Annotated in this window: 17 protein-coding genes; 7 read left to right on the top strand and 10 right to left on the bottom strand. The window is 40.4% G+C overall.

The window, feature by feature from the left end; genetic code table 11:
- Positions 1 to 61: 61 nt before the first annotated feature.
- Positions 62 to 2485, top strand: a complete 2424-nt coding sequence (locus tag FKG96_RS03000) for an ABC transporter permease (RefSeq protein WP_165446906.1) — start codon at positions 62 to 64, stop codon at positions 2483 to 2485.
- 88 nt (positions 2486 to 2573) lie between these two features.
- On the opposite strand, the gene FKG96_RS03005 is transcribed toward FKG96_RS03000, so the two are convergent.
- The 3 genes from FKG96_RS03005 to FKG96_RS27170 form a co-directional block, all read right to left on the bottom strand.
- Complete coding sequence (locus FKG96_RS03005; RefSeq protein WP_130854697.1) at positions 2574 to 2804, bottom strand: hypothetical protein; 231 nt, start codon at positions 2802 to 2804, stop codon at positions 2574 to 2576.
- A gap of 69 nt (positions 2805 to 2873) precedes the next feature.
- Positions 2874 to 3092, bottom strand: coding sequence for a helix-turn-helix transcriptional regulator (locus FKG96_RS03010; RefSeq protein ID WP_013664512.1), 219 nt, complete (start codon positions 3090 to 3092; stop codon positions 2874 to 2876).
- A gap of 124 nt (positions 3093 to 3216) precedes the next feature.
- Positions 3217 to 3303 carry a hypothetical protein gene (locus FKG96_RS27170; RefSeq protein ID WP_354004832.1) on the bottom strand — a complete coding sequence of 29 codons (87 nt, stop codon included), beginning with the start codon at positions 3301 to 3303 and terminating at the stop codon, positions 3217 to 3219.
- Between FKG96_RS27170 and FKG96_RS03020 the strand changes: the two genes are divergently transcribed.
- Positions 3269 to 5023, top strand: coding sequence for a HEPN domain-containing protein (locus tag FKG96_RS03020; protein WP_371719638.1), 1755 nt, complete (start codon positions 3269 to 3271; stop codon positions 5021 to 5023). The genes FKG96_RS27170 and FKG96_RS03020 overlap by 35 nt on opposite strands.
- 130 nt (positions 5024 to 5153) lie before the next feature.
- Here the strand turns inward: FKG96_RS03020 and FKG96_RS03025 are convergent, their stop codons facing one another.
- Entirely contained in the window at positions 5154 to 5726 is a 573-nt protein-coding gene (locus FKG96_RS03025) for an alkylphosphonate utilization protein (RefSeq protein ID WP_130854695.1), read from the bottom strand.
- 475 nt (positions 5727 to 6201) lie between these two features.
- On the opposite strand from FKG96_RS03025, the gene FKG96_RS03030 reads away from it, so the two are divergent.
- Positions 6202 to 8613: an ABC transporter permease gene (locus tag FKG96_RS03030; RefSeq protein ID WP_130854694.1), complete on the top strand. Its 2412-nt coding sequence runs from the start codon at positions 6202 to 6204 to the stop codon at positions 8611 to 8613.
- A 154-nt stretch (positions 8614 to 8767) separates the two neighbouring features.
- Positions 8768 to 11140, top strand: coding sequence for an ABC transporter permease (locus FKG96_RS03035; protein ID WP_130854693.1), 2373 nt, complete (start codon positions 8768 to 8770; stop codon positions 11138 to 11140).
- Between the two features lie 10 nt (positions 11141 to 11150).
- Here FKG96_RS03035 and FKG96_RS03040 read toward each other — a convergent pair whose 3' ends face one another.
- The 4 genes from FKG96_RS03040 to FKG96_RS03055 are packed head-to-tail and all read right to left on the bottom strand — an operon-like array spanning position 11151 to position 12961.
- On the bottom strand, positions 11151 to 11810 hold the full coding sequence (locus FKG96_RS03040) for a hypothetical protein (protein ID WP_130854692.1): 660 nt from the start codon (positions 11808 to 11810) through the stop codon (positions 11151 to 11153).
- A gap of 12 nt (positions 11811 to 11822) precedes the next feature.
- Positions 11823 to 12221 carry a hypothetical protein gene (locus FKG96_RS03045; protein ID WP_130854691.1) on the bottom strand — a complete coding sequence of 133 codons (399 nt, stop codon included), beginning with the start codon at positions 12219 to 12221 and terminating at the stop codon, positions 11823 to 11825.
- Positions 12211 to 12612, bottom strand: a complete 402-nt coding sequence (locus FKG96_RS03050; protein ID WP_130854690.1) for a hypothetical protein — start codon at positions 12610 to 12612, stop codon at positions 12211 to 12213. The genes FKG96_RS03045 and FKG96_RS03050 overlap by 11 nt, the downstream gene beginning before the upstream one ends.
- 1 nt (position 12613) lies before the next feature.
- Complete coding sequence (locus FKG96_RS03055; protein ID WP_130854689.1) at positions 12614 to 12961, bottom strand: hypothetical protein; 348 nt, start codon at positions 12959 to 12961, stop codon at positions 12614 to 12616.
- A 265-nt stretch (positions 12962 to 13226) separates the two neighbouring features.
- Here FKG96_RS03055 and FKG96_RS03060 point away from each other — a divergent pair, with 265 nt between their 5' ends.
- On the top strand, positions 13227 to 15623 hold the full coding sequence (locus FKG96_RS03060) for an ABC transporter permease (protein WP_130854688.1): 2397 nt from the start codon (positions 13227 to 13229) through the stop codon (positions 15621 to 15623).
- A 149-nt stretch (positions 15624 to 15772) separates the two neighbouring features.
- On the top strand, positions 15773 to 18208 hold the full coding sequence (locus tag FKG96_RS03065; protein ID WP_130854687.1) for an ABC transporter permease: 2436 nt from the start codon (positions 15773 to 15775) through the stop codon (positions 18206 to 18208).
- Between the two features lie 171 nt (positions 18209 to 18379).
- On the opposite strand, the gene FKG96_RS03070 is transcribed toward FKG96_RS03065, so the two are convergent.
- Positions 18380 to 19783, bottom strand: a complete 1404-nt coding sequence (locus FKG96_RS03070; protein ID WP_130854686.1) for an MATE family efflux transporter — start codon at positions 19781 to 19783, stop codon at positions 18380 to 18382.
- Positions 19784 to 20294: 511 nt separating this feature from the next.
- Positions 20295 to 21239, bottom strand: coding sequence for an NAD(P)-dependent alcohol dehydrogenase (locus FKG96_RS03075; RefSeq protein ID WP_130854685.1), 945 nt, complete (start codon positions 21237 to 21239; stop codon positions 20295 to 20297).
- Between the two features lie 490 nt (positions 21240 to 21729).
- On the opposite strand from FKG96_RS03075, the gene FKG96_RS03080 reads away from it, so the two are divergent.
- Positions 21730 to 24138, top strand: coding sequence for an ABC transporter permease (locus FKG96_RS03080; protein ID WP_149105134.1), 2409 nt, complete (start codon positions 21730 to 21732; stop codon positions 24136 to 24138).
- Positions 24139 to 24190 lie beyond the last annotated feature (52 nt).

Genomic DNA, 24190 nt, shown 5'->3' on the forward strand with positions numbered 1-24190 from the left:
AATCAAGATGCTGAAATCTGCCAAGACGCGTCAGATCAAACAACGAGTAACGGAAAACGAAATGATAAGAAACTATCTAAAAATTGCCTGGCGCAATATGCTAAAGCATAGGGCGCACACCTTTATTAATATATTGGGAATGGCCATCGCCTTTATCTGTAGCATGCTATTATTGGCTGCTGTTTATCACGAATTTTCTTTTGATAAGTTTCATCGGTATAAAGATCGCGTATTTAAGCTCTATGAATTCCATAATTTAGTAAAGGGAACGGAACTTGGCGCTACCATGGGTTATCCGGTAGCTACCTACCTGAAGAAGGAGAATATTGGGATCGACAAAGTAACTCGAATTAAAAATAGTGGTAGAGAAATTCGTAATGGAGCCAAATCACTCGAGCAGGGAATAAATCTAGTTGACCCTGACTTTTTCGACATCTTTTCCTTCCGGATTATACACGGTCAAACTCGCTCACCGTTGGATAACATAGATGCTATCGTGTTGAATCAAACGACCGCAACTAGTTTATTTGGCCAACAAGACCCCATAGGAAAACCAGTTGAGATTAAAATAGGTGGTGATTGGAAGCGTCTTATCGTATCCGCTGTAATGGAAGACGCTCCGCAGAATTCAACCTTTAAGCTCCCCATCTTGGCACGCACAGAGCTAGATCCCAACTGGGCCAGAACCAAGGAAGAATGGTATGAGCAGCATCACAATGTATACGTGCGCCTCGCGCCACACGTAAGTCAAGCACAAGCGGAAAAGCAACTGCATTTGTTCGTGCAAAAGTATTTGCATCCAGACGGGGAGTCTTTAAAAAGAGACGGATTCAAAGCCGATGCCAATGGCGATTATTTAGGTATGCGTTTGTTATCCTTAAACAAGCTTCACTTTAATACGGAAATAGGTTCGGGCGATACCGTCAGCAAAACCTATCTTTATATTCTCCTGTTGGTGAGTATCGTTATTTTATTTATTGCCTGCTTCAACTTTATCAATATTCAAATCAGCCTATCATTCACTCGCAGCAAAGAACTAGGTGTAAGAAAGTGTTTAGGAGCCGCCGCCCGGCAGGTATGGGGACAATTGTTTTGGGAGAATTTTATACAGATCGGACTCTCATTATTTATTGGTTTGTTAGGTGTAGCTGCGCTTATTAAAATACTGACGCTTTATAATTTCTTTAAACTCGATCATGCCGTTCTTTACAATCCGCAAATGGCAATAAGTGTATGTGCCATATGGATACTCATTTCCTTTTTATCATCCGGATATCCCTTTTTCATCTTGAACAAGCTTAAAACTACAGACATCTTTAAAGGCAAATTCAGCATTATTAAATCAGGAATCGGCAGGAACATTCTGATTACGCTCCAGTTTATCACCGCTATCATACTAATCTGTGCGACGGCTATATGCTATTTGCAATTTCAGCATCTTCGCACGGCTAGTCTTGGTTACAATACCGCATCCATTGTTAGCATACCCGTTAAAGACGTTACACACGGTCGGGATATCAGTGCCAAATTACGTACGCGTCTCGCTTCTAACCCGTCGGTATTAAGTGTAACGGGTGCAGACGTTAATTTGGGTGTTGGCAAAGATGGAAGTACTTCTAAATCGCAGGTCGGCTTCAGCCATGAAGGAAAGAATATAAAAACAACCTACATTTCAGCTGATTACGATTTTTTGACAACACTGTCCATTAAACCATTGGAAGGAAGGGATTTCTCTGTTGCTTTTTCAGCAGACACATCAGCAGCTGTTATCATCACGGAAAGTATGGCCAAGCAACTCGGTAGCGGGCAATTACTGGGGCGCAATATTAATACCGATTCAGCGGGCCGCAATGGCTGGCATATCATAGGCATCATTCCAGATTTTCACCTGTATTCTATGCACAATCCAACGGAGCCCCTCACAATCGCTATTGAAGGCGACCCCTCCCTAGATTATATTTTCGTAAAAGTCAATACGCAAAACCCGGTTGCTACCATGGATATGCTCAAGAAAACGTATGCCAGCTTGGAACCGAACGCAGAGTTTAAGGGAAGCTATATTGATGAGAATATCGACCGTTGGTATAAAAAAGAGAAACGCCTAGCTACGCTTTTTTCGGTCTCGGCGGGAATTGCCATTTTGCTTTCGTGCATGGGCTTATTTGGTCTAGCACTCATTATTATTCATCAAAAAGTAAAAGAAATCGGTATACGGAAAGTATTGGGTGCTTCGGTGGCCCATATCACAGCTAAAGTGATCCGCGAATTCGTGAAACCTGTTATCATTGCCTTTTTAATTGCGGCCCCTATTGCTTGGTGGACTATGAATCTGTGGTTAGACGATTTTGTTTATCGTATGGATATGCCCGTTTGGATTTTTCCCTTGGCGGGAGTTGCCGCATTACTAATAGCAATTTTGACAGTAGGTGTTCAGTCATTACGAGCAGCCAAAGCAAATCCGGTGGATTCGTTGAGAAGTGAATGATTTTGGTTATTGGTTAATTGTTATTGGTTATTCGTATGATCCTACTCAGAATGAACAACGAAGACCGATAAAGGCATAAGACTCTTATTCACATATAGAGCAGCCATTCATCCATATTTTCTGGACTAACAATTTGCGGGGAGGCTTCTGGATAGTTTGCAGTAAATGTTTGAGGAAAACGTACCTTTCTTTTGCCAGACCGTTTAAATTCAAATGCATGGAGTTTGCCATAATCGTCTTCTATTAAATCAATTTCCCGCTGTTGGGTCGTTTTCCAAAATAACCATAATATTTTTGGATTTGATTCCGAAATAATCATAATATTTCTGGATTACATGCAAAAGTTACGATGCTTTTTACCGAACAGGTAAGCGATAATGTGTTTATCTCATTCTGTTTTTAATTTCAAATGCCCATAGAGCTTTATTAATAACTCGCAGGGATCAACATCAATCGCTTTGGCAATCAATACCAATTCATCAGCCCTTAATTTTGCTGTAGGGTTAAGCGACAGTTCACTAATCCTTGGTTTACTTAATCCCGTACGCCTTGCAACAAGCGATTTATTGACAGATTTCTTGGCTAAATATTCTCCTAACGAAGTCATTTTGTAAGATTTTAGTTTATGTTGTACCGACAAATATTCTATTTATATAGAATTTCTTTACATTTTATTTGAATATTGAAATTATTTCTTTAAACTTGTAAAGAAATTCTTTACAAAAATGAGCTTATACACAGCAATTAGATGTTGTCACAATAAATCCCTTGATCATGAATGATATTAAACCCATTCTGGAAAAACTGGCTGAAAAGATTCCTGTTGACTGTATTTACGAATTCCCCTATACTTTTTTAGGGGAAGAGAAACAGCACCTACTCATTGTAATTGACTCCAAGTGTCAGGTTCCTGCCAAAACCTTAGAACCAATGGCTGAACTCTGTCTAGCGGAAACACCCTTGCATAGTTATACGTTGATACCTTATGGCGAACTGAAAACAGCAATCAAAAACGGAACACTCTACTCCACCTTGGCATGCCGCAAGCAGCATTTGAAACTAAGTTTAGGCAAAAAACCTCTTCCTCATCTTACACAAATAGAACTGGAAAGTATCCGAACAAAGGCGCGGGAACATTTTGAAAAAGCAGCGATTAAACAGCGTGATTTCTTAGAAGGTATGGAATTCTATCGTAGCAAAAACAACTTTGAACAAGCTCTGTTTATGTTGCACCAAGCTACAGAATTAACCTTTCGGGGTATTGAAAAGGCTGTTTTTAAGCGTGATCGCCCCTGTCATAGTTTACAGGAGCATCTTAAGTTAATTACCCGGTACATCCCTGAACTGGCGACCCTTTTTGACAAAGAAGAACCCCATTATTATCGTTTAGTCAAATTGATCGATCAATCTTATACGGCCGTGCGTTATGAACGACAGTTTGAAGTGGAAAAAGAGGAAATCGAGCAGTTGGTATTCAAACTGATTCCCGTTTTAGATTGGTGCAACGACTATTACCATACTTGCATGATCGAACTCGATGCGATGATCCGGCAAGCATCGGTCGAACCCATTATACAGGCAACAACAATCAACGCCCCACCCACTATCACGCTATCACTTCCCGATCAATTACGCAACCAGTTGAATGAACAACAAGCAAAGGCTTTAACTACTATTTGCACGAATCTTATTAAAAAGGAAGCGCTGCAACAGCTAGTCCTTATTGGACATGAAACTCATGAATCACAAAAAATAGCCTTTTACCAATGTGATAACCTTGATATCAGGCAAACAGAACATTGTTATCTGCTTGGCATCAGTACGAAGAGCAGTACTTCTAAAAGCCATATTATTGCCCATACGGATATCCGGGTTACCGTAATTTTATGTGCATCATCCAGGGTAAGTCAAGAGCTCGAAAAGAAAAATCGCTTTTTTATACAAACACTTACCCACGGGACGGTACTTTACCAAAATGCAGACCAACCCTTATTCTCTATTCCTGAACCTGATTGGATGCTGACTTTAGAGAAAGCACAAGCTGCTTGGAATTATAAAAAGTATAAAGCCGATACTTTTCTAACCTGCGCAGAACTTGCCATCCATCAACGTCAAGACACTCACATAGCCATGTTTCTTCTCTCTCAGAGCATGGAGCAACTTTGTATTGGTTTGATTTATGCCTGTCTTGGCTATCATGTAGATCAGAGCACGCTTCCATTTTTGCTTCAGGTCACCAAGCTTATATCGCCACAGCTCGCTGATTGTTTTGTTTTCGGAGGAGACGACACAAAGCAGGCATTTAAATCGCTTGCCAACAGTCTGCATGCCGTTCGTTATAAAAAGGAAGCAGCTCCCAACGACAAAGAATTGGCAATCGCTATGGCCTGTTACGAACGTTTCCAAGCCATTGCCATCGCTTCCTGCACCACTAATTTCGCTCAACTGGAGAAGCGAATACTGGCAGAATCTTCAAATAAAGAATTGGTTGAATCGGCAAAAGACGACCATGTCGTAAAACCTAGCAATGCGTTGTAGCCCTTCCTAAACCTAGCTACATGTTTTGCGTAAACACTTCTATTTTTGTGCAAAATAAATTTTGCGGGGACAGCACCGCAAAATTTATTTGGAGGTCGTGTTAGATGAAGTTTACACCTCCGGGTACTAATTATTGTTTACGCAGGTATTTAGTTAGAATCACAATCAACTGTCCCTCTACTCTTCCTTCTATCTGCTCGGGATTATCTTCTACCAAACGAATATTTTTCACCACAGTTCCTAATTTGGCGGAGATCGAACTTCCTTTTACATCCAATGTTTTTGTCAATACCACGGAATCGCCATTTTGGAGCACATTGCCATTTGCATCCTTATGCATCGGCTTAAGAGCTTCTCCTTCTTCAAAAAACCCAGCTTGTGCCCACGAAAGCGTCTCTTGCTCCAAATAAAGAATGTCAAGTGCATCCGCTGCCCAGCTTTCTCCTTTCAAGTGGTTCAGTACCCGCCAAGCTAATACCTGCACGGCCGGTAGCTCACTCCACATAACATCCGGCAAGAAACGCCAATCTTCGGGAGAAAAAGCTTCTTTACCTTCCAGCTGATCCGCTAATGTCTTGGCTATTACAAGCTCATTATTCGAATAGCTATCAGGAGTTATGCTATAAACCACCAATTCCCCTTCTTTGTTACTTAACTCACATCTCCCACCGCTTCTGACCATTAAGGTTTCATTTATTACCATTTATATACTTTTAGACTGCAAAGATACGCTTTTACGATGGCTAAATAGATTCTTCGCAGTCTAAAAGTCTCTCTGAATTACGGTCTGGATATATCAATCATGTTCCAAAATATCATCTAAAAAACATAATACTCTTGGATTTAACTCAAGAATTAGGACACCTTTTTACCGAATCAATCCCCGACACTTTTACGCTTCGGGATCTTTCTTTATGGGACCTTTATACCGCCCTCCTAAAGGTTACCTTACAAAATGGTATTCTCAGCTGTCCTTTGTACGGAAACGAACACTCTTTGTTCATTTCCGTACATTACTTTTATTCTAAACCTCGTTCAAGCTGCGAAAGCACTGCTTTTTTATTGTGGCCGCCTAATTGTGCACAAACAGTTGGTTAAGGTACGTTCGTCATTGAAAAATAGTACCCAGCAACAACGTAATCGACACAATACATATTGAAATCTTATACAGTAACCAAATGATTAATCATCACCTTAAAGCGACCTTTCGCTATTTATGGCGGAATCGACTATTTACAGGTTTAAATATTTTGGGATTGGCCATAGGCATTAGCGCGTCCTGGATCATCTTTCGAATGGTTAGCTTTGAATTTAGTTATGATAAATTTGAACCCGATCGTGAACGCATTTTTCAACTGACATCGAGCTTCAAAACACCAGATGGACGGGATCGTGAGATGGCTGTTGTTCCTAAAGGTGTATTGCCAGCAATGCTCCGGGAAATTTCCGGACTGGAGGAGGTTTCTCCTGTTTATTATCAGCATTACGAAACGGCCCAAACTGCCAAAAGTCCGTTGGTAGAAAACCTCTCTGAACGGATAGCCACATTACCAGGCTATTTTAAAATGATAGGCTATCAATGGCTAGCGGGAAATGCCCAGCAGGCTCTGAAAACACCAGAGCAAGTTATATTAACTGCTTCGCGAGCACAATACTATTTCCCCGGTAAACGCCTTTCAGAAATTATTGGACAAACCATCACCTATAATGATACCATACAAAAAACGGTGTCCGGTGTTCTCGCAGATTTAGGCTATCTCAATAGTTTTCCTGCACAAGAGTTTTTTCCTATAGACCAAGAAAGTCTTACCAGTACCGATTGGAGCAGCTTATCTTCCAATGAGCTATTGTTTGTTAAGCTTAAGAAAGGGGTTAGCACTAAGACTGTTCTTGATCAATTGAATGCACTAAACGAAAAGATCAACAGCGAGGTTTTTAAACAACGCAACTTTAAATCACATTTTAAGCTGCTTCAGCTGAAGGACAAACATTTTGCCACCCAATCTGACACCCGTACCGCCAATAAATCCGTATTATTCGGCTTGATAGGCATTGCGTTCTTTCTACTTGCCCTAGCCTGTATCAATTATATTAACCTGACTACCGCACAAATACCTCAACGGGCAAAAGAAATAAGTGTTCGGAAAACGTTAGGAAGTACGTCAGGAATCATTATCCGTTCTTACTTATTGGAAACTTTTGTTGTCTGTCTACTAGCAGTCGCCTTGTCACTATTTCTAACATTTTTATCCCTGCGCGTTTTTGCGGAATACATCCCCGAGGGTATGAACAATTTCACCAATTATCCCGGTATGATTGGCTTTTCCATTGCATTGATCAGTTTTATTACGGTTCTTGCAGGACTCTATCCTAGCTGGCTCGCTACCCGTGTACAAACCGTCCGCGTATTAAAAGGTGAAACAAAGCAATCGATTAGGGGCTATCAGTTGAATCTCCGTAAGGGACTGATTGTGTTCCAGTTTGTAATTGCGCAGGTATTTGTGATTTGCGCCATTATTATCGGACAACAACTGAAATATACTTTGGACAAAGATTTAGGTTTTGAACATGAAGCCATCTTAACGGTCGAAATCCCCTATAAGCTACAGCAAGACTCGCTTTTTCAAGGCTCTCAATTTGTTTTAAAGCAACGACTGGCTCAACATCCCGAGATCGCAGCGGTTTCTTTGGGCGACTTACCGATGATTGACCGAATGACGGCTTGGTTAATGGATTATCGCGGAAAAAACGGCACCATACAAAAGCAAGTGATGTTTAAAAATATAGACAATAATTACCTTGATCTTTATCAAATACCGTTACTTGCGGGAAGGAACGCCCAGTTAACGGATACCGTGCGCGAATTGCTTCTAAATGAAACCGCGCTCAAAGCCTTTGGCTTCTCTCGTGCCGAAGAGGCCATTGGGCAAACTTTATATCAAGGTAACATGCCGCGGACTATTGTTGGAGTTATTAAAGATTTTCATCAGTTTAACTTGAAGAGCACAATTGATTTACTCGGTTTTACAGCGCAAAAGCCTGGTTTAACAACTTTTAATATCAAACTATCTTCACCTAAGGTTTCCTCCTGGAAAAAAGCGATTGCCCTTATTGAGCAAGAATGGAAACAAGTTTACCCAACAGCGCCATTTTCTTATCAATTCTATGATGACACGATAAAATCGCTATACCGGCAGGAGCATAGTACATCCCGACTGGTGAATGTGGCTACCGCTATAACTTTGTTGATCAGCTGTCTAGGACTATATGGCTTAGCCGCCTTTACCGCCTTTCAACGCACCAAGGAAATTGGCATTCGCAAAGTGCTGGGAGCTACCGTTGGCGGAATAACCGGACTGCTCTCTAAAGACTTTATCAAACTGGTATTGATCGCGTTAATGATTGCCACACCAATTGCCTGGTGGACCATGAATAAATGGTTAGAGAACTTTGCGTTTAAAATAACCGTGCAATGGTGGATGTTTGCCTTCGCCGGACTAGGCGCAGTTACAATCGCTTTATTAACGGTAAGCTATCAAGCTATTAAAGCTGCAATTGCTAACCCTGTCGATTCATTGCGAAGTGAATAGAAGTTAGAAGTAGTAAGTTTTAGGTCATAAGTGTCTTGATAAACTAAACAAAGAAGTTAATAATAAGCCACATCAAAAACCTTTTTTTGAAGCAAGTTAATACGTAGAGCGTAGGACTTACAACTCACAACTCAAAAGATACTTGATACTTATAATGATAAAGAATTATTTCAAAATCGCCCTCAGGAATCTAATTCGGCACAAATCTTTTTCTTCGCTGAATATAGCAGGCCTTGCAGTTGGTATGGCATCGAGCATTCTGATCCTTCTTTGGATTCGGAATGAGAAAAGTTACGATCGCTTTCATGAGCACACAAATGAAATTTATCGTATTACAGCCGTAGCGTCAGACGACTTCAAAGCGGCTGTAAACCCTGCCGGTATGCCTGCTGAACTTAAAGCTAAAATACCGGCCATTAAAAATGCTGTTCGATTAAGCCATCCCTCTACTAATGCTTTTGAATATCAGGATAAAAAGTTTGAAGAAAAAAGGGGCTTCTTTGTCGATTCAACGTTTTTTGACGTCTTCTCCTTTCCGTTGATTTCCGGCAATCAAGCCACAGCGCTTAAGCGTCCGGACGCCTTACTAATCACGGAAAACTTTGCCAAAAAGTATTTTGGGAATACAGATCCAATTGGAAAAACGCTTAAAATAAATAACGAAAAACTTCTTACCATAACGGCCGTCTTAGCGAATGTCCCTACTAACTCGCACCTGCAATTTGATTATCTCATGCCTATGGCGGCAATCGCGAAAACGCATAACGATCTGATCCAGAATACCTGGAAGAACTTTAATTTCTATTCTTACATTCAGTTAAACAGGGATTTCGAGGCTAATGAAGCCAATCTATTGGCTTTGGAAAGCCAAATGAATGCGCTTTATAAATCACATGAAACTAATCAAAAAATAACTTTTCATCTCCAACCATTACGGGATATACATCTCCACTCTCACTTACAGGTAGAGTTATCTGACAATGGTAATATTCAATATGTAAATATCCTCTCGCTGGTGGCTGTTTTTATCCTATTAGTTGCCTGCATTAATTTTATGAATTTAGCTACGGCTCGCTCCGGCCGAAGGGCAAAAGAGGTGGGTTTGCGGAAGGTTGTTGGCGCGGCCCGATCTCAGTTGGCCGGACAGTTTCTGGGCGAATCGGTTTTAATTTCCTGCCTATCACTTTTTATTGCTATAACACTTGTTTGGCTTCTCTTGCCTGCTTTTAATTACCTGGCTGGCAAAGAACTGGCGATCCGTCTTTTTGATGGCAAGCTCGTTTTTATATTAATTGGCATTGCATTGATAACAGGATTTATAGCCGGGAGTTACCCTGCTTTGTTTTTATCCGGTTTTCAACCGATAAAAGTACTTAAAGGGCAGATGAAGCTTGGCGGAAAGGGCGATCTACTCTTTCGAAATACACTGGTTGTCTTACAATTTGTCGTGTCTATTGTATTATTAATAGGAACCGCCGTTGTATATCGGCAACTGAATTACATAAAAAATATGAATTTGGGTTATGAGAAGTCAAATTTGTTATATGTGCCCATGAAGGGTGATATCTGGAATAGGCAAACGGCTTATAAAAGTGAACTAGAACAAAATCCCTTAACGGCCAATTTTACTATTACAAATGATTTGCCAACTAACTTAACAAGCGGTACAATCAACGTACAATGGGAAGGCAAAGACCCAAATGCGCAAGTAGTTATTCCAAGCTTAAGCGTAAGCGAACGTTTTTTTGAAGTTTTTCAAATGAAGATCATTTCCGGTCGAGGATTTTCTAAAGATTTTAGGGGCGACTCAAGCAATTATGTTATCAATGAAAAGCTGGCCAAAATGATGGGGCTAACTGCTGCGACAGCGGTTGGTAAACCATTAGCAATGTGGGATAAACGGGGAACTGTTATCGGCGTGGTGAAAGATTTTAATTTTAAACCTATTCAACAGGCCATTGAACCGATTATTCTGGAACCGAATCGATGGGGAGGTGTAGTTGCAGTGCGTACGCAACCCGGTAAAACAGAAGCGACAATCAAGGCATTAGAAAAGATTAACACCCGTCTAAATCCCGGATTTCCTTTTTCTTACAGCTTTCTCGATCAAGACTTAGCAAACTTGTATCGAGGGGAACAGCAGCTGGGAAGTTTGTTTAATCTTTTTGCCATCCTTGCTACCTTTATTTCTTGCTTGGGTCTTTATGGTTTATCTGCCTATATGGCCGAACAGCGGTTTAAAGAGATTGGGGTACGAAAGGTTCTGGGCGCATCAGTTCTCAGTGTAGTTCGTTTATTATCTATCCGCTTTATGCGCCTTATCTTTATAGCAATTCTTATCGCTGTTCCGCTGTCTTGGTATGCGATCCATAGCTGGTTAAATGATTTTGCTTATCACATCAATTTAAGTTGGGTGGTATTTGTAATAGGCTCCATTGCTGCTTTAGTGATTGCATTATTAACCATAAGCTATGAATCGATTAAGGCTGCAATAGCGAATCCGGTTGATTCCTTGCGAAGCGAATAAGGTTTATTCATTAGAGGCTACTAGAAAAAAATAAGACGCCGTTCATCCTTTTCATGCTGAATAACCCTTTATGCGTCAAGTCGTATAAGGCGTGCTTTAGGCAAATCGGATAAATTGTTGTGCCTGCTGGTTTTTGCTTATCCACTTCCCGATAGATACAATAAGGCGCTCGCGGCATATTAAAGAAGCGCCGGCGCAAGAGTAAGCGTAACATGTATAACATATATTCTTTTATTTCCTGTTCTTCTAAAACAGTAATATTGCGATATAACTCATGAAGAACAAGCGGCTCATTTACCTTTCGCTTATTTTTTCGTTGAATCCAAGGGTGAAAAATCCGATATATCAGCTTATCCTTTTCGCATTCCTTTTGAACTCTCACAATTCTTTTTTCATTGTAGGCATAAAATTCATCCTTTTCAAAGGATAGCTCATCTAGATAAATTTCCGAAAAAATGTATTTCAAATTTTCCATATCAATCCCCGTTAACTTAGCCCCTTCCTCCATTCGTTCATAATCGCTAAAATAATAGGGCGCTCTTCCCAGTAAAAAAGAGAGCTCTTCCTCTGTATAATTACATCTAACTCTCGCGGAAATATAGACATATCGCTCGGCAAGTTCATCTTGTGTCAACATGCCTCCATAGGTTACAGGTAGTTTAGGTTGCATTATGGTAAAAGATTAATCAATACCCAATTGTTTCTTCCTCTCCTTCACATTAATAATGAAGTCCTTTTCTGACATATTCATAATCAGCTCTTTTCGCCATGATGAAAACAGCTTGGAAACAGCTGCATGCCGTTCATCAAGACTGTTTTCTTTATAATTTTTTTGAATTTCTTTCAGTTTTTGACAGTATTCAATATGGACTTGTTTTGCCGGAACCAGTCGATTCCCCTTTTTCTTTGTCTGATATAACATAAACTTAGTTGCCAGCCCTTCATTATCACTCACCTCTTGACTATTATATTTGGCTAAAGAAACCAGATTAATAAACTCCTGTAAAATTTCTTCAGGTTTCCAATAAAGGATATCACAAGCTGTTTCGAATTCGGAGGTAAAATATATCTTAATTTCCATAATTGATGATTTTAATTGGTCTCCCTTTTTCCTTTAATTTTTTTCTCAACATAACATATTCATCACGCCATTTTTTCACCTCAACCCTTAACTGTTCTTCGCATTCCGGCTGTTCCAATTCTGTTCCCACAATAGTCATCATTGCGTGATGATATTTTCCCTTTGCCTTCTTTTCGATATATTCTTGTGTTTCTTTTGTGTCCTCAACCGGTGTATTCTTGAGAAAGAAATCCGTCAGCAAACCTTCGGGGTCTTCAGGATGAACACTCATCAATCGAGGCAAAGAAATCCGATCCAAATAATACTGAAAGAACTGCTCTTGCTCGATATCTAACATTTTAAACAACAGTTCAAAATCTTTTAATAGCTTAATCTTTATTACTTTCTTCATATTATGCGATATGGTTTAATTCATCATAACAGCAATTAACTATTGATTGATATTCCCGCGATTTTCTCCCAGCATCTATTTTTATCAATTTGCTTATATTCTCTAAGTAAGGATGAAACTTATGAGCGAAATCATCATTCATCTTTTCTCTACTAATACCTTGAAACCTTAAAAACCGTTGCAGAATTTTTATGGCCTCTGACTGTTTGACTTTATTGTCCTTATCCAAAAATTCGTAAAGTGTAATACGCTGTGAGAGTGTCTCGAGCGTTTTCTCTACGGAAATATTAAATAGCTCACTAACGACAACAAAGTCCTCCGGCAGGTTCAGTTCAATTGTTCTTTTCATGATAAGTTTAGGGTGTTTAATAATGACTCAAAGATATAAAAATATTATTTAAAAGCATATATATATTATTAAAAATATTTTTACCAATAAAAAAAGCAATCTTTTTAGAAGTTCAATAGGCTCCTGTACGGAAATGAACAAATAAGTGTTCATTTCCGTACATCACTTTTTTTAAAACCTGTCTTTGGAGGTTATTTAATAGCTTTCTTAATGTGGCAACTTAATTGTACGGATCGATAGCAGGGATACTGAAGAACCCATTAAGATGTTTCAAAACTATATCAAAATAGCATGGAGAAACCTTTTCCGAAATAAAGGTTTTTCAGTCATTAACATTATCGGTTTGGCAATCGGGTTAGCGGCTTTTTGGTTTATTGCATTATATGTTGCCGATGAGCTTAGCTACGATCGTTATCATACGAATGCCGATCGTCTTGTCCGCGTAGTTCAACGTACCAGATGGAATGGGAATGATCTACATCAAGCGCCTACTTCTCCTCCATTTGCTCCTGCTTTAAAAGCAGCTTTTCCGGAAATCGAAGCAGCAGCACGCATTGACCTTGAAGGCGGAGGTATTATAAGGGTAAACGATAAAAAGATTAAACAAGAAGACATCGTCTTTGCCGATGCTAGCTTACTCCGATTGTTCTCTTATCATTTTATTTATGGCGATCCGGCATCTGCCCTATTGAAGCCGCAATCTATTGTTATTACAGAAGAATTAGCAACTAAGTTATTTGGTTCAGCGGAACAGGCCTTTAATCGTACACTGTATTTTGATGACAATTTTCCAAACCAAATTACAGGTGTCATTATTGATATACCGCAAAATTCACATTTACGTTTTAGCGGTGTTCGTTCTTTCGATAATAACTTCACAGGAGGTTGGCAGAACTTCCATGTGTATACTTATCTGTTGCTCAAGGATGGCATCGATTATCGTACATTAGAAAAAAAACTAGCATCATTTGCTGCTCAAACCATCCAAAAGCGTATGCAGGTTGCCGATTATATAATCGAACTGCAACCCGTACCTTCTATTCATCTGCACTCAAATCTCGCTTACGAACTAAGTGCAAATAGCAGTATAAAAAAAGTAACTTTACTCAGTGTTGTAGCTATTTTGATTCTTCTCATTGCCCTTATAAACTATTTGAATCTATCCACTGCTCAATATATAACACGCGTTAAAGAAATAGGAGTCCGTAAAGTGATCGGTTCAGGTAAACGAAACATTGCCTTTCTGTTTTTAACGGAAGCTCTTTTGCTGACGTTCATTGCTTCAGGTATTGCAATTGTTTTAATTCAACTGGCATTCCCCTACTTTAATGAACTCACCGGAAAGCAATTGTTCGTTTGGCGCTTCGGTGTCTTCAACACGTTGATTACGTTGCTGGTGTTTTCTCTCTTTACAGGAATTGTTGCTGGCGTCTATCCCGCTCTATTTTTAGCTCGTTTTAAAACGATTCCCGCACTTAGAGGCCAAATCGGAAGCATGGCGATGAATGCTACAGTACGGAAATCATTGGTTAGTTTTCAATTCGTCATAACGATTATATTAATTTCTGCATCACTTGTTATTTTTAAACAACTTCGTTACGCTGAACAAGCGGATTTAGGCTTCAATAAAGACCAAGTAGTAACTTTCCATATCGATGCCCAGCAAGTACGAAATCAAATATCAGCTCTAAAAGCACAATTGTTGCAAAGTCCTTTTATAGAAGGCGTTTCAGCGGCGGGAAACCCTATTGGCAATAACAACCTAGGTGGTTTGGGATACAAATTTGAAACCGCTGATGGCGATTTTTCCGCTCCTTCTATTCCTGCACAGGAGTTAATGGTTGACGCAGACTTCCTACCAACAATGGATATCAAACTATCGTTGGGTAGAAACTTTTCGACCGCAATGCCTTCAGATCAATATAGTTCCGCTTTAATCAATGAAACCCTCATGAAAAAGCTCGGTTGGACGAATCCGATTGGGAAACGAATGAAGTTTAACATAGACGATCGAGGAAACACGGCAGAAAGAACAATCGTGGGCGTTGTAAAAGATTTTCATACTTATTCACTTCAACATGTAATTGAACCACTCGTGATGGTAATGCCTCCTGTAACGACTATGGAGGACAACTTATACGTTAAGCTGGCAAAAAACCATATCCCGGAAGGTCTCCAATACTTGGAAAAGGTCTATCAAACTTTCGACAGATCAAATGTTACTTCTTATTATTTCCTGGATAAGAACTTTGCCAAACAATACACCGCAGAAAGAAAACAGGCGGCAATGACACTGCTACTTACGGCTTTGGCAATTTTAATAGCCTGCCTCGGTTTATTTGGCCTTTCCATTTTCACTACGGCGCAGCGAACTAAAGAGGTGGGGATTCGGAAAGTTCTAGGAGCTAGCACAGCCGATATTATACAAATGCTATCTGGAGATTTTTTAAAGCTTGTTGCCTTGGCCTCATTGATAGCCTTACCTATCGCCTGGTTTTTCATGCATACTTGGCTGCAAAGCTTCGCCTATCACATTAAAATTAATGGGTGGCTGCTTGTTTTTCCATGTGTCGCCGTTTTAATAATAACCTTGTTGACGGTCAGTTTTCAAGCAATTAAAGCAGCGTTGGCGAACCCGGTTGATTCCTTGCGAAGTGAATAGTGTTCTGAGTAGCAAGTTTTAGGTCATAAGTAACTCGAAACTAAATAAAGGAGCTAAATAATAAGCCACATCGAAGACCATTAGAATTTTTGTAGCGACTTATACGTAAAACGTGAGACTTAAAACTTACAACTCAAAAGATACTTAATATGAAAAAAAATTACATGAAAATCGCTTGGCGAACCCTCTTAAAAAACAAGGGATACACGGCGCTTAATATAACGGGAATGGCTATCGGCCTTGCCAGCTGTCTTCTCATTGGGCTTTACATCCGGAATGAATTGTCATATGATGAATACCACGTAAAAAAGGATCGGATTTATCGCGTTGTTCACGGTTATAAAGAGATCGGAACCAGCGGAACAACGAAAGCGGGGCAAAAAGGGGATTATACTTATCAAATTTGGGGGAATGCACCGGTGGGAAAAGCACTAGAAGCTGATTTTCCGGGAGTAGAAGAGGTTGTCCAATTTTCCGGCAGATCCCCTGTATTGCTTCGCTATGGTGACAAAGCCTTTCAAGAAGACAATGTCTTTTTTGCTGATTCCAACACCTTTAGTGTCTTCAGTTGGAAATTGCTTGCCGGTAATCCAAAAACAGCACTGGTCGCCCCTTATTCCGCCGTGCTTACTAAGAGCACGGCCAAAAAATATTTTGGTGACGAAAATCCAATTGGCAAAACCATTGAAGGAGGTAATACCGGTGGGAGAGCCGCCCCGGGTGTCTATACAGTAACCGGTATTTTAGAAGACATACCCCCTAATTCACACTTCACTTTTGACGCGCTCATGTCTATGAGCTCCTTTAGGCAATCTTGGGCAGAGGTTTTTGATGAGTGGGGTTATGTGGATTTCTATACTTATTTCCTACTTTCGGAAAAAGCAAATCTTGAGCAGTTAACGGCAGACATTCCTGCCTTTCTAAATCGGCACCATGCTAATGATGATGGTCGGTACAGTATTGCCTTTGAACCGATGTTAAATGCTTATTTGCACTCAAGTGCCGATCGCCAGCCTGGCGCTACCGGTAGTTTGGCCAATTTATACATTTTTGGGGTAATAGGTATTTTTATTTTATGTATAGCGTGCATCAATTTTATGAATTTGGCAACGGCACGTTCGCTCGAGCGGGCTAAAGAGGTTGGCGTACGTAAAGTAGTAGGAAGCACAAGAAAAGAATTGATTTGGCAGTTTCTGACTGAATCGTTCCTTATGATTTTCATATCAGCTGTTTTAGCGCTTTTATTGGTTTTACTGCTTTTCCCGTTTGTCGCCGCTGTTACCGGGAAGCAGATCAACGCGGATTTTGTCTTTAGTTGGCAAACATTTTCACTTTTCCTCCTTACCCTGTTCATTACCGGCTTTTTAGCAGGAAGCTACCCTGCGTTAGTCTTATCCCGTTTCAAGCCCATTACCATCCTTCGAGGTGTTTTCCGTACTTCTCCAAAAGGAGTCCTTTTAAGGAAAGGTTTGGTTATTTTCCAATTTAGCTTGTCAATTGCCCTAATCGCCGGAACTGTTATCGTCGTATCACAGTTAGATCACTTGCAAAATAAAAATCTCGGGTTTAAAAAAAACCATATGTTGGTCATAGACTTCAATTATGATGAACAGGTACTCCGGCAATTGGAGTCCATTAAGCAGGCTTTTTTGCGCGAAAAAGAAGTCGTATCCGTATCTGCATCCCGTAGCGTCCCTGGCAGCTATTTCCCGAACGCCGGTACGAGTATCGAGACGGCAAATGGTAATTCCGTTATGGAAGTTCCGGCCATCTTTGAAGTGGATATTGATTTCATTCCCCATTTCGGCATTGAAATGGTCGCCGGCAGGCCTTACTCGCGTGATTTCCCGGCAGACACGTTACATTCTTTAGTCATTAATGAAGCTACGGCAAGGCTTTATGGTTATAGCAACCCGAAAGATATTATCGGGAAGCGCTTTTCGCAATGGGGACGGGACGGAACAGTAATCGGTGTAACAAAAGATTTTAATTATCTTTCTCTTCATAAACGTGTTGAACCCCTAACCTTACGCTTAGCTCCTATGGCAAGCCGATTTCTGAGTTTGCAAATACAGTCGGATAATTTACCGGCAACGATTAGTAAAATAGGCGAGATATGGACAAAATTGGCGCCACAACGCCCATATTTATATAGCTTCCTTGATGAGAGCTTTAATCGGCAATATGAAGCTGACACCCATTTTAGGAACGTATTTTCCATTTTCTCTAGCATGGCAATCTTTATCGCCTGTTTAGGATTATTGGGTCTTGCAACCTATACTGCTCAACAGCGTACGAAAGAAATTGGGGTACGTAAAGTACTTGGCGCATCCGTTAACAATATTATCAAACTACTATCCACCGATTTCATGAAATTAGTATTAATCGCGGGGCTTATATCATCGCCCCTCGCCTGGTTTGCTATGGATCAATGGTTAGCCAATTTTGCTTATCATATGGAAATTCACTGGTGGATATTTGTAGCAGCCACTTTCTTAGGACTGGTTATTGCTTTTTTTACCGTGAGTTACCAAGCTATTAAAGCCGCGATGGCAAATCCGGTGAAGTCTTTACGGTCTGAATAGGAACGCGACCCATCCTAACCAGATAGGGTACTTACCTTGTAAAATGATAACGCTTGAGAACGAAACAATACAAATATCAGGATATTTCAGCACCATAAAATCCTTAACGTTGAAATATCCTGATACATACTTGCCTGCGGAAGGCTGGTCTCTTGATACTTGTACTGCAATCTAAACCTTAACCGTTTTCCATCGGCCTCGCGAAAAAAGCCAAAGGGTAAAAATACCTACTGCTGTTTCCGATGCAAATATTCCCCAGAATACGCCTGTATGAGAAAGATTAAGCGAAATAGCCAGAAAATAGGCAAGCGGAATCTGAATAAGCCAAAAGAATACGAAGTTTATCATTGTTGGTGTTTTTGTGTCGCCGGCACCGTTAAAAGCCTGTACAGACACCATCCACCAACCATAAATAAAAAAAGAGTAAGAGATAATACGCAGCCATTCACTCCCTATAGAAATAACCCGGTCATCCATGCTAAAGACGCCTACCAATGCTCTATTAAAGAAGAAAAACACCAATGAAATGATAAGCATGAACACCATATTATAACGGCCAATCTTCCACACGGCAGACTCGGCCCGATCTGGTCTCTCGGCTCCTAAATTCTGACCCACTAAAGTGGCGGCAGCATTCGATAGGCCCCAAGCAGGCATCATACAGAACATCATGATACGCATAGCAATAGTTGAGCCCGCTACCGCCTCGCTTCCAACTTCTGCTAAAATGCGCATCAAGAAAATCCAGGAAGTCATGGCAATCAACATCTGACCGATACCTCCCAAAGATGTGCGCAATATGGTAAACATCGTTTTCATGTCCCAAATTAGTTGATCGATACGCACACGAATATGCTTTCCTCCTTTAAGCAGTACCCATAGCTGCATCGCCACACCTACCCCTCTACCCAAATTGGTTGCAATAGCCGCACCTTCAATACCAAAAGCAGGAATTGGCCCCCAGCCGAATATAAGTAGCGGATCTAAGAGAATATTAATGCCATTAGCCACCCACAGTACACGCATAGCGATTGCCGCATCCCCCGCACCTCGAAATATCGCATTCATTACAAAAAGCAACATCACTACTGCATTTCCACCTAGCATCCACTGGGTATAACCATAGCCATGCTGTATGGCCCAATCATCTGCTCCCATTAGGGCAAGCAGCTCTTTAGAAAAAAAGATACCGGCTAATGCAAAAGGCAGGGACGCTAAGATTGCAATGAATATTGCTTGAACAGCAGACAATCCCACTTCTTCTTTTTTCCGTTCACCAATTCTACGTGCTATAATTGCTGTTACTGCCGTGGAAAGTCCCATTGCAATGGAATATAATAGAAACAGATACGTTTCAGTAAGTCCCACAGTAGCCACTGCTGAGGGACCTAATTTGCCTACAAAATAAATATCTACAACAGCAAAAATCGACTCCATCATGAGCTCTAAAATCATGGGAACAGCTAGTAATAAAATGGCTCGTTTTAAACTTATCTGCGTATAATCAGCTTCGGTACCTCGAATGGCGTTGCCTAGCTCTTGCCAAATAGTGGGTGGATGTTGTGTCTTCTCCATAGAATCATTTATTTAGACCTTTCATTAACTGGCTCTTTATGTTAGAACATGTTCCTTACTAACATATTGGTAAAAATACGGAAGAAATTCGCATCAAATTATAGGTAATTCTGACAATTTGAGGGTAATTTAAGACAAAGTGATTTCAACTAATAGAAAAACAAGCCTCGCCTGGTTAATCCAAACCACTCTTAAGAGAATCGCTTTTATTGAATTATGATACTCAACATATTGCAAACAGTTTACCAAGTTTGGTAATCCATAAAAGTTATGCTTTTTGCGGAATCAAATCCATAAAAGTTATATATTTGTATAGTTAATGATACAAAGAGAATTAAAAGACCGACTACTACAGCGAATAGATCATAAGAAAGTTCTTATTCTATTCGGTCCGAGGCAGGTAGGGAAACGCCATTAATAAAACGGGTTGTATCTGAACTATCATAGAAAGCTATTATTAGATAATAAGTGAATGCCCACAAAAACTCAACAAGATCCTCTCAACTATTTATTATTCACCAATATCGACTCCTATTTTTCCGACGAAACCACCATTTTTCATCATTCTTTGTGCTTCGGTTAATTGATTTAGCAAAAAGGTTTTTTCAATATGCAATTTTAGTTTCCCCTGCTCAATCATTTCCTTTAATACGTTGAGATCGTCGGCATTGGGCTTGACAAAAACAAACTTCATATAAGGTTCAAATACAACATCAACCGCGGTTTTGACCAAACCCTTTATATTATTGGTTTCGCCTCTTGTGGTCACGAATAGGCCCTGTTCGTTTAAATGATGTTTTAAGTCGCTATACGTGTACATGCCGGCCGCATCAAATATAAGATCAAACCGGGCACCTGAAGGAATCTGCTGATTTTGATAGTCGATCACCACATCGCAACCCACGCTATGAGCATATGCCCGATGTTTCTCGCTACATAAACCGCTAATGTGACAGTCTAAAGTTCGTGCCAATTGAACGGCCACCGAGCCAACGCCTCCTGTGCAACCGGTAATCAAAATATTCTCCTTTTCTTGTATTCTACCTACCTTAAATAATCCTTGATATGCAGTCAGTCCCACCAAGGGTATCACGGCTGCTTCCACGTAATCAAGATTCTTCGGTTTTAATGCTATTTGATCCGCATTAACTGTCAGCTCTTCCGCATAGGCGCCACCTTTTATTGCGGAAATCATTCCAAACACCTCATCCCCTTCCTTAAACAGTCGACTTTTTGATTGTAATACTTTACCACAAAAATCACTGCCGATTACTTGGTTACTAAAACCGGCACTAGCGAGCAAAGCCCTCCCATTGCGCGCCATTACATCTATCGGATTAACGGATGAAGCATAATTCCGAACCAGCACTTGTCCGCTCTTAATAATCGGCCGAGGAAGTTCCTTTATCTTAAATCTCGGATCAGTACCCTTTTTTTCTATTACTGCAGCTTTCATTATTTTATCCCATCTTCACTAATAACATGCTGCAAATTAACGATTTGCTTGCCGGGCATTGTTGGTTGTATCTCATTTTGTATGCCTCTTTGTTACACTATTGTAAAGAATGACTTCTTATGCTCTATGCTACCCCTAGATGTCCGAAATCGAACATCAATCTGTCCGATTTCGGACACCGCACGCTAAAAAAGAACAACATAAAACATTTATATACAAACAATTATATTTTATGGAAGCATTTTGGATAGTCGGATTACAAGTTGATACCACGATGATAAACCATTGCAAATAGCTTAGGGAATGAATGATTTGGTTATTCGTTCCTCGTTATTGGTTATTGGGCCACGAACGATTAACTAACAACAAATAACTATTATGTTAAAACCATCCGCCTATGGTGGATAGCTGAAGCACCATAAAAGACAGACACGATGCTGAAACCATGAGCCCTCGGGCGAATAGCTGAAACACCTTAAAGAACTAACACATGTTGAAAAACTATTTCAAAACGGCTTGGCGCAACTTATGGAAAAACAAGTTTTATTCGCTGCTCAATATTTTGGGCCTGGCCATTGGTATGGCTGTCTGTATTGTGATTATTCTCTTCGTAAACTACGAACGGAATTTTGATGCGATCCATAAGAAGAACATTTATCGCCTAAATGAAGTACAAAAGCCCGAGGGCATGGTGGCTCCCCAAAAGGTAGCCCTCGCTATGTATCCAATGGGACCTAGTCTTCAGCAAGAATTTGCCGAAATAGTGAACTTTACGCGTGTCAATCAATGGGGTAAAGCTTCCTTTTTAGTAAACGGAGTACGACATATAATGCCTTCCACCTTCTTAGTCGACTCAACCTTTCTTCAACTATTTGATTTCGAACTGTTAAAAGGCAACAGAAGTACCGTTTTTGAAAAGCCGAACAGCTTGGTGTTAACACAAAAAACCGCAGCGAAGATCTTTGGTAAGGAAGAAGCGCTCGGAAAGACCATAACCACCTACGGTAGGGACACTACCAATTTCACTGTTACAGGCGTTTTAGTAGATATTCCTGAAAATTCACATATTCATTTTGATGCCCTATTCTCCATGAACACGTATGTTGGCCCTCAACAAATGCAGAACTGGGGAGGCAATTGGCTAACGACCTATCTGGAAATCGCACCTAATGCCGACATAGAAAGCCTTGAGAAAAGGTTTCCAGCTTTCCTTAAGAGACACATGGAGGAACAACAAGCAAAGGGCTATGAGTTATTCCTGCAGCCGCTTCGAGATGTGCATGCCGGCTCAACCGAGATCACGCATGATTATATCAATTATCAAAAATTCAATAGTAAATATACTCTTATCTTCTTCGCTATTGCACTAGTGGTTCTGGTGATCGCTTCTATCAATTTTGTAAACCTAACCACTGCCCGCTCAACAGCACGGGCGAAGGAAATCGGCGTAAGAAAGAGTACCGGCGCTAAAAGAGGGCAACTTTATCTTCAATTTATCGGTGAATCCGTTCTTCTCTGCTTCATCGCAGTGATTTTAGCCTGTGGGATGGTAAAATTAATGCTCCTATATGTAAACCATATAAGTCTCCGAGCCATTGCTTTCCCTTTGCTTCATGATCCGTCGCTAATCCTCTATTTATTATTAGGCACATTATGTTTAGGACTTTTAGCAGGTCTATATCCTGCTGCTTACCTCTCGGCATTTAAACCAACTGTTGTACTAAAAGGCACGGTTACCGGTGGTAAAAACAAGGCATTCTTTCGTAATATTCTAGTTGTCGCACAATTTACCTGTGCTATTGTATTAATTACAGCAACCTTACTGGCCATTAAGCAACTCCGTTTTATGCAAAAAAAAGATGTCGGTTTTACGCGAGACCAAATGGTTACTGTGACATTGGATAACAACGCCTACCGCGTGTATGAAAGCTTAAAACAGGAACTTTTAACGAGCAGTTTGATTAAAGGCGTTACGGCCAATCAACAAAAGTTAGGCAACAACTTGCATCAAACAAGCGTTAAATTTCACGGAGATCGAGGAGCAAAAGAGCTGGTAACGTCTCAAATTGTGGTAGACCCTGATTTTCTGACGGTCTATCAGATTCCACTTCTTGCTGGCCGTAATTTTTCACCGGATAGACCGGGTGACGATGCCCGAACCTATATTATCAATGAAACACTGGCCAAAGAACTTTTAAAAGAAGAATGTAATCAATCCTTTGCTTCTTTAATTGGCAAGCGTTTCGGATTTAATGGTTTAGACTCCGGGAGTACAATCATTGGAATTGCGAAGGATTTTAATTTCAATTCGCTACATCATAAAATCGAAACGCTATGCCTTTACAACCGAAAAGACTTTGGTTACAACGAGCTTTCTATTAAGATCAACGGTGAAAGGGCTTCGGAAGCACTGGCCTATATTCAATCCGTATGGAAACGCATAAGTCCCGATAGTGATTTTGAATACCAATTTTTAGATGATCATTTCACGGAGCTTTACAAAACGGATCAAACAACCAGCGAAATTGTAGGCATCCTTGCCGTACTGGCTATTTTAATTTCCTGCATGGGGCTTTTGGGATTGGCCACTTTTGTCGCGGAGCAGCGGATCAAGGAAATCGGTATCAGAAAGGTACTCGGAGCAAGCGTTCAGAGCTTAGTTCAACTACTGTCTAAAGATTTTCTGAAGCTTGTACTTATCGCCATCCTAATTGCTGTTCCCATTGCCTGGTTAGGCATGAATAAATGGCTGGAAGATTTTGCCTATCGGATCGATATTGAATGGTGGATTTTTGTTGTTGCGGGTATTCTAGCAATATCAATTGCCATGCTTACCATTAGCTTTCGTGCCATTAAATCGGCATTGGCCAATCCGGTTAAAAGTTTAAGAACAGAATAAATTTCGTTACTAGTTCTTGGTTATTCGCGATGCCTTATCAAGAACAAACAAC

Origin of the sequence: Olivibacter sp. LS-1 (assembly GCF_008245145.1) — a bacterium.
Lineage (GTDB): Bacteria > Bacteroidota > Bacteroidia > Sphingobacteriales > Sphingobacteriaceae > Olivibacter > Olivibacter oleidegradans.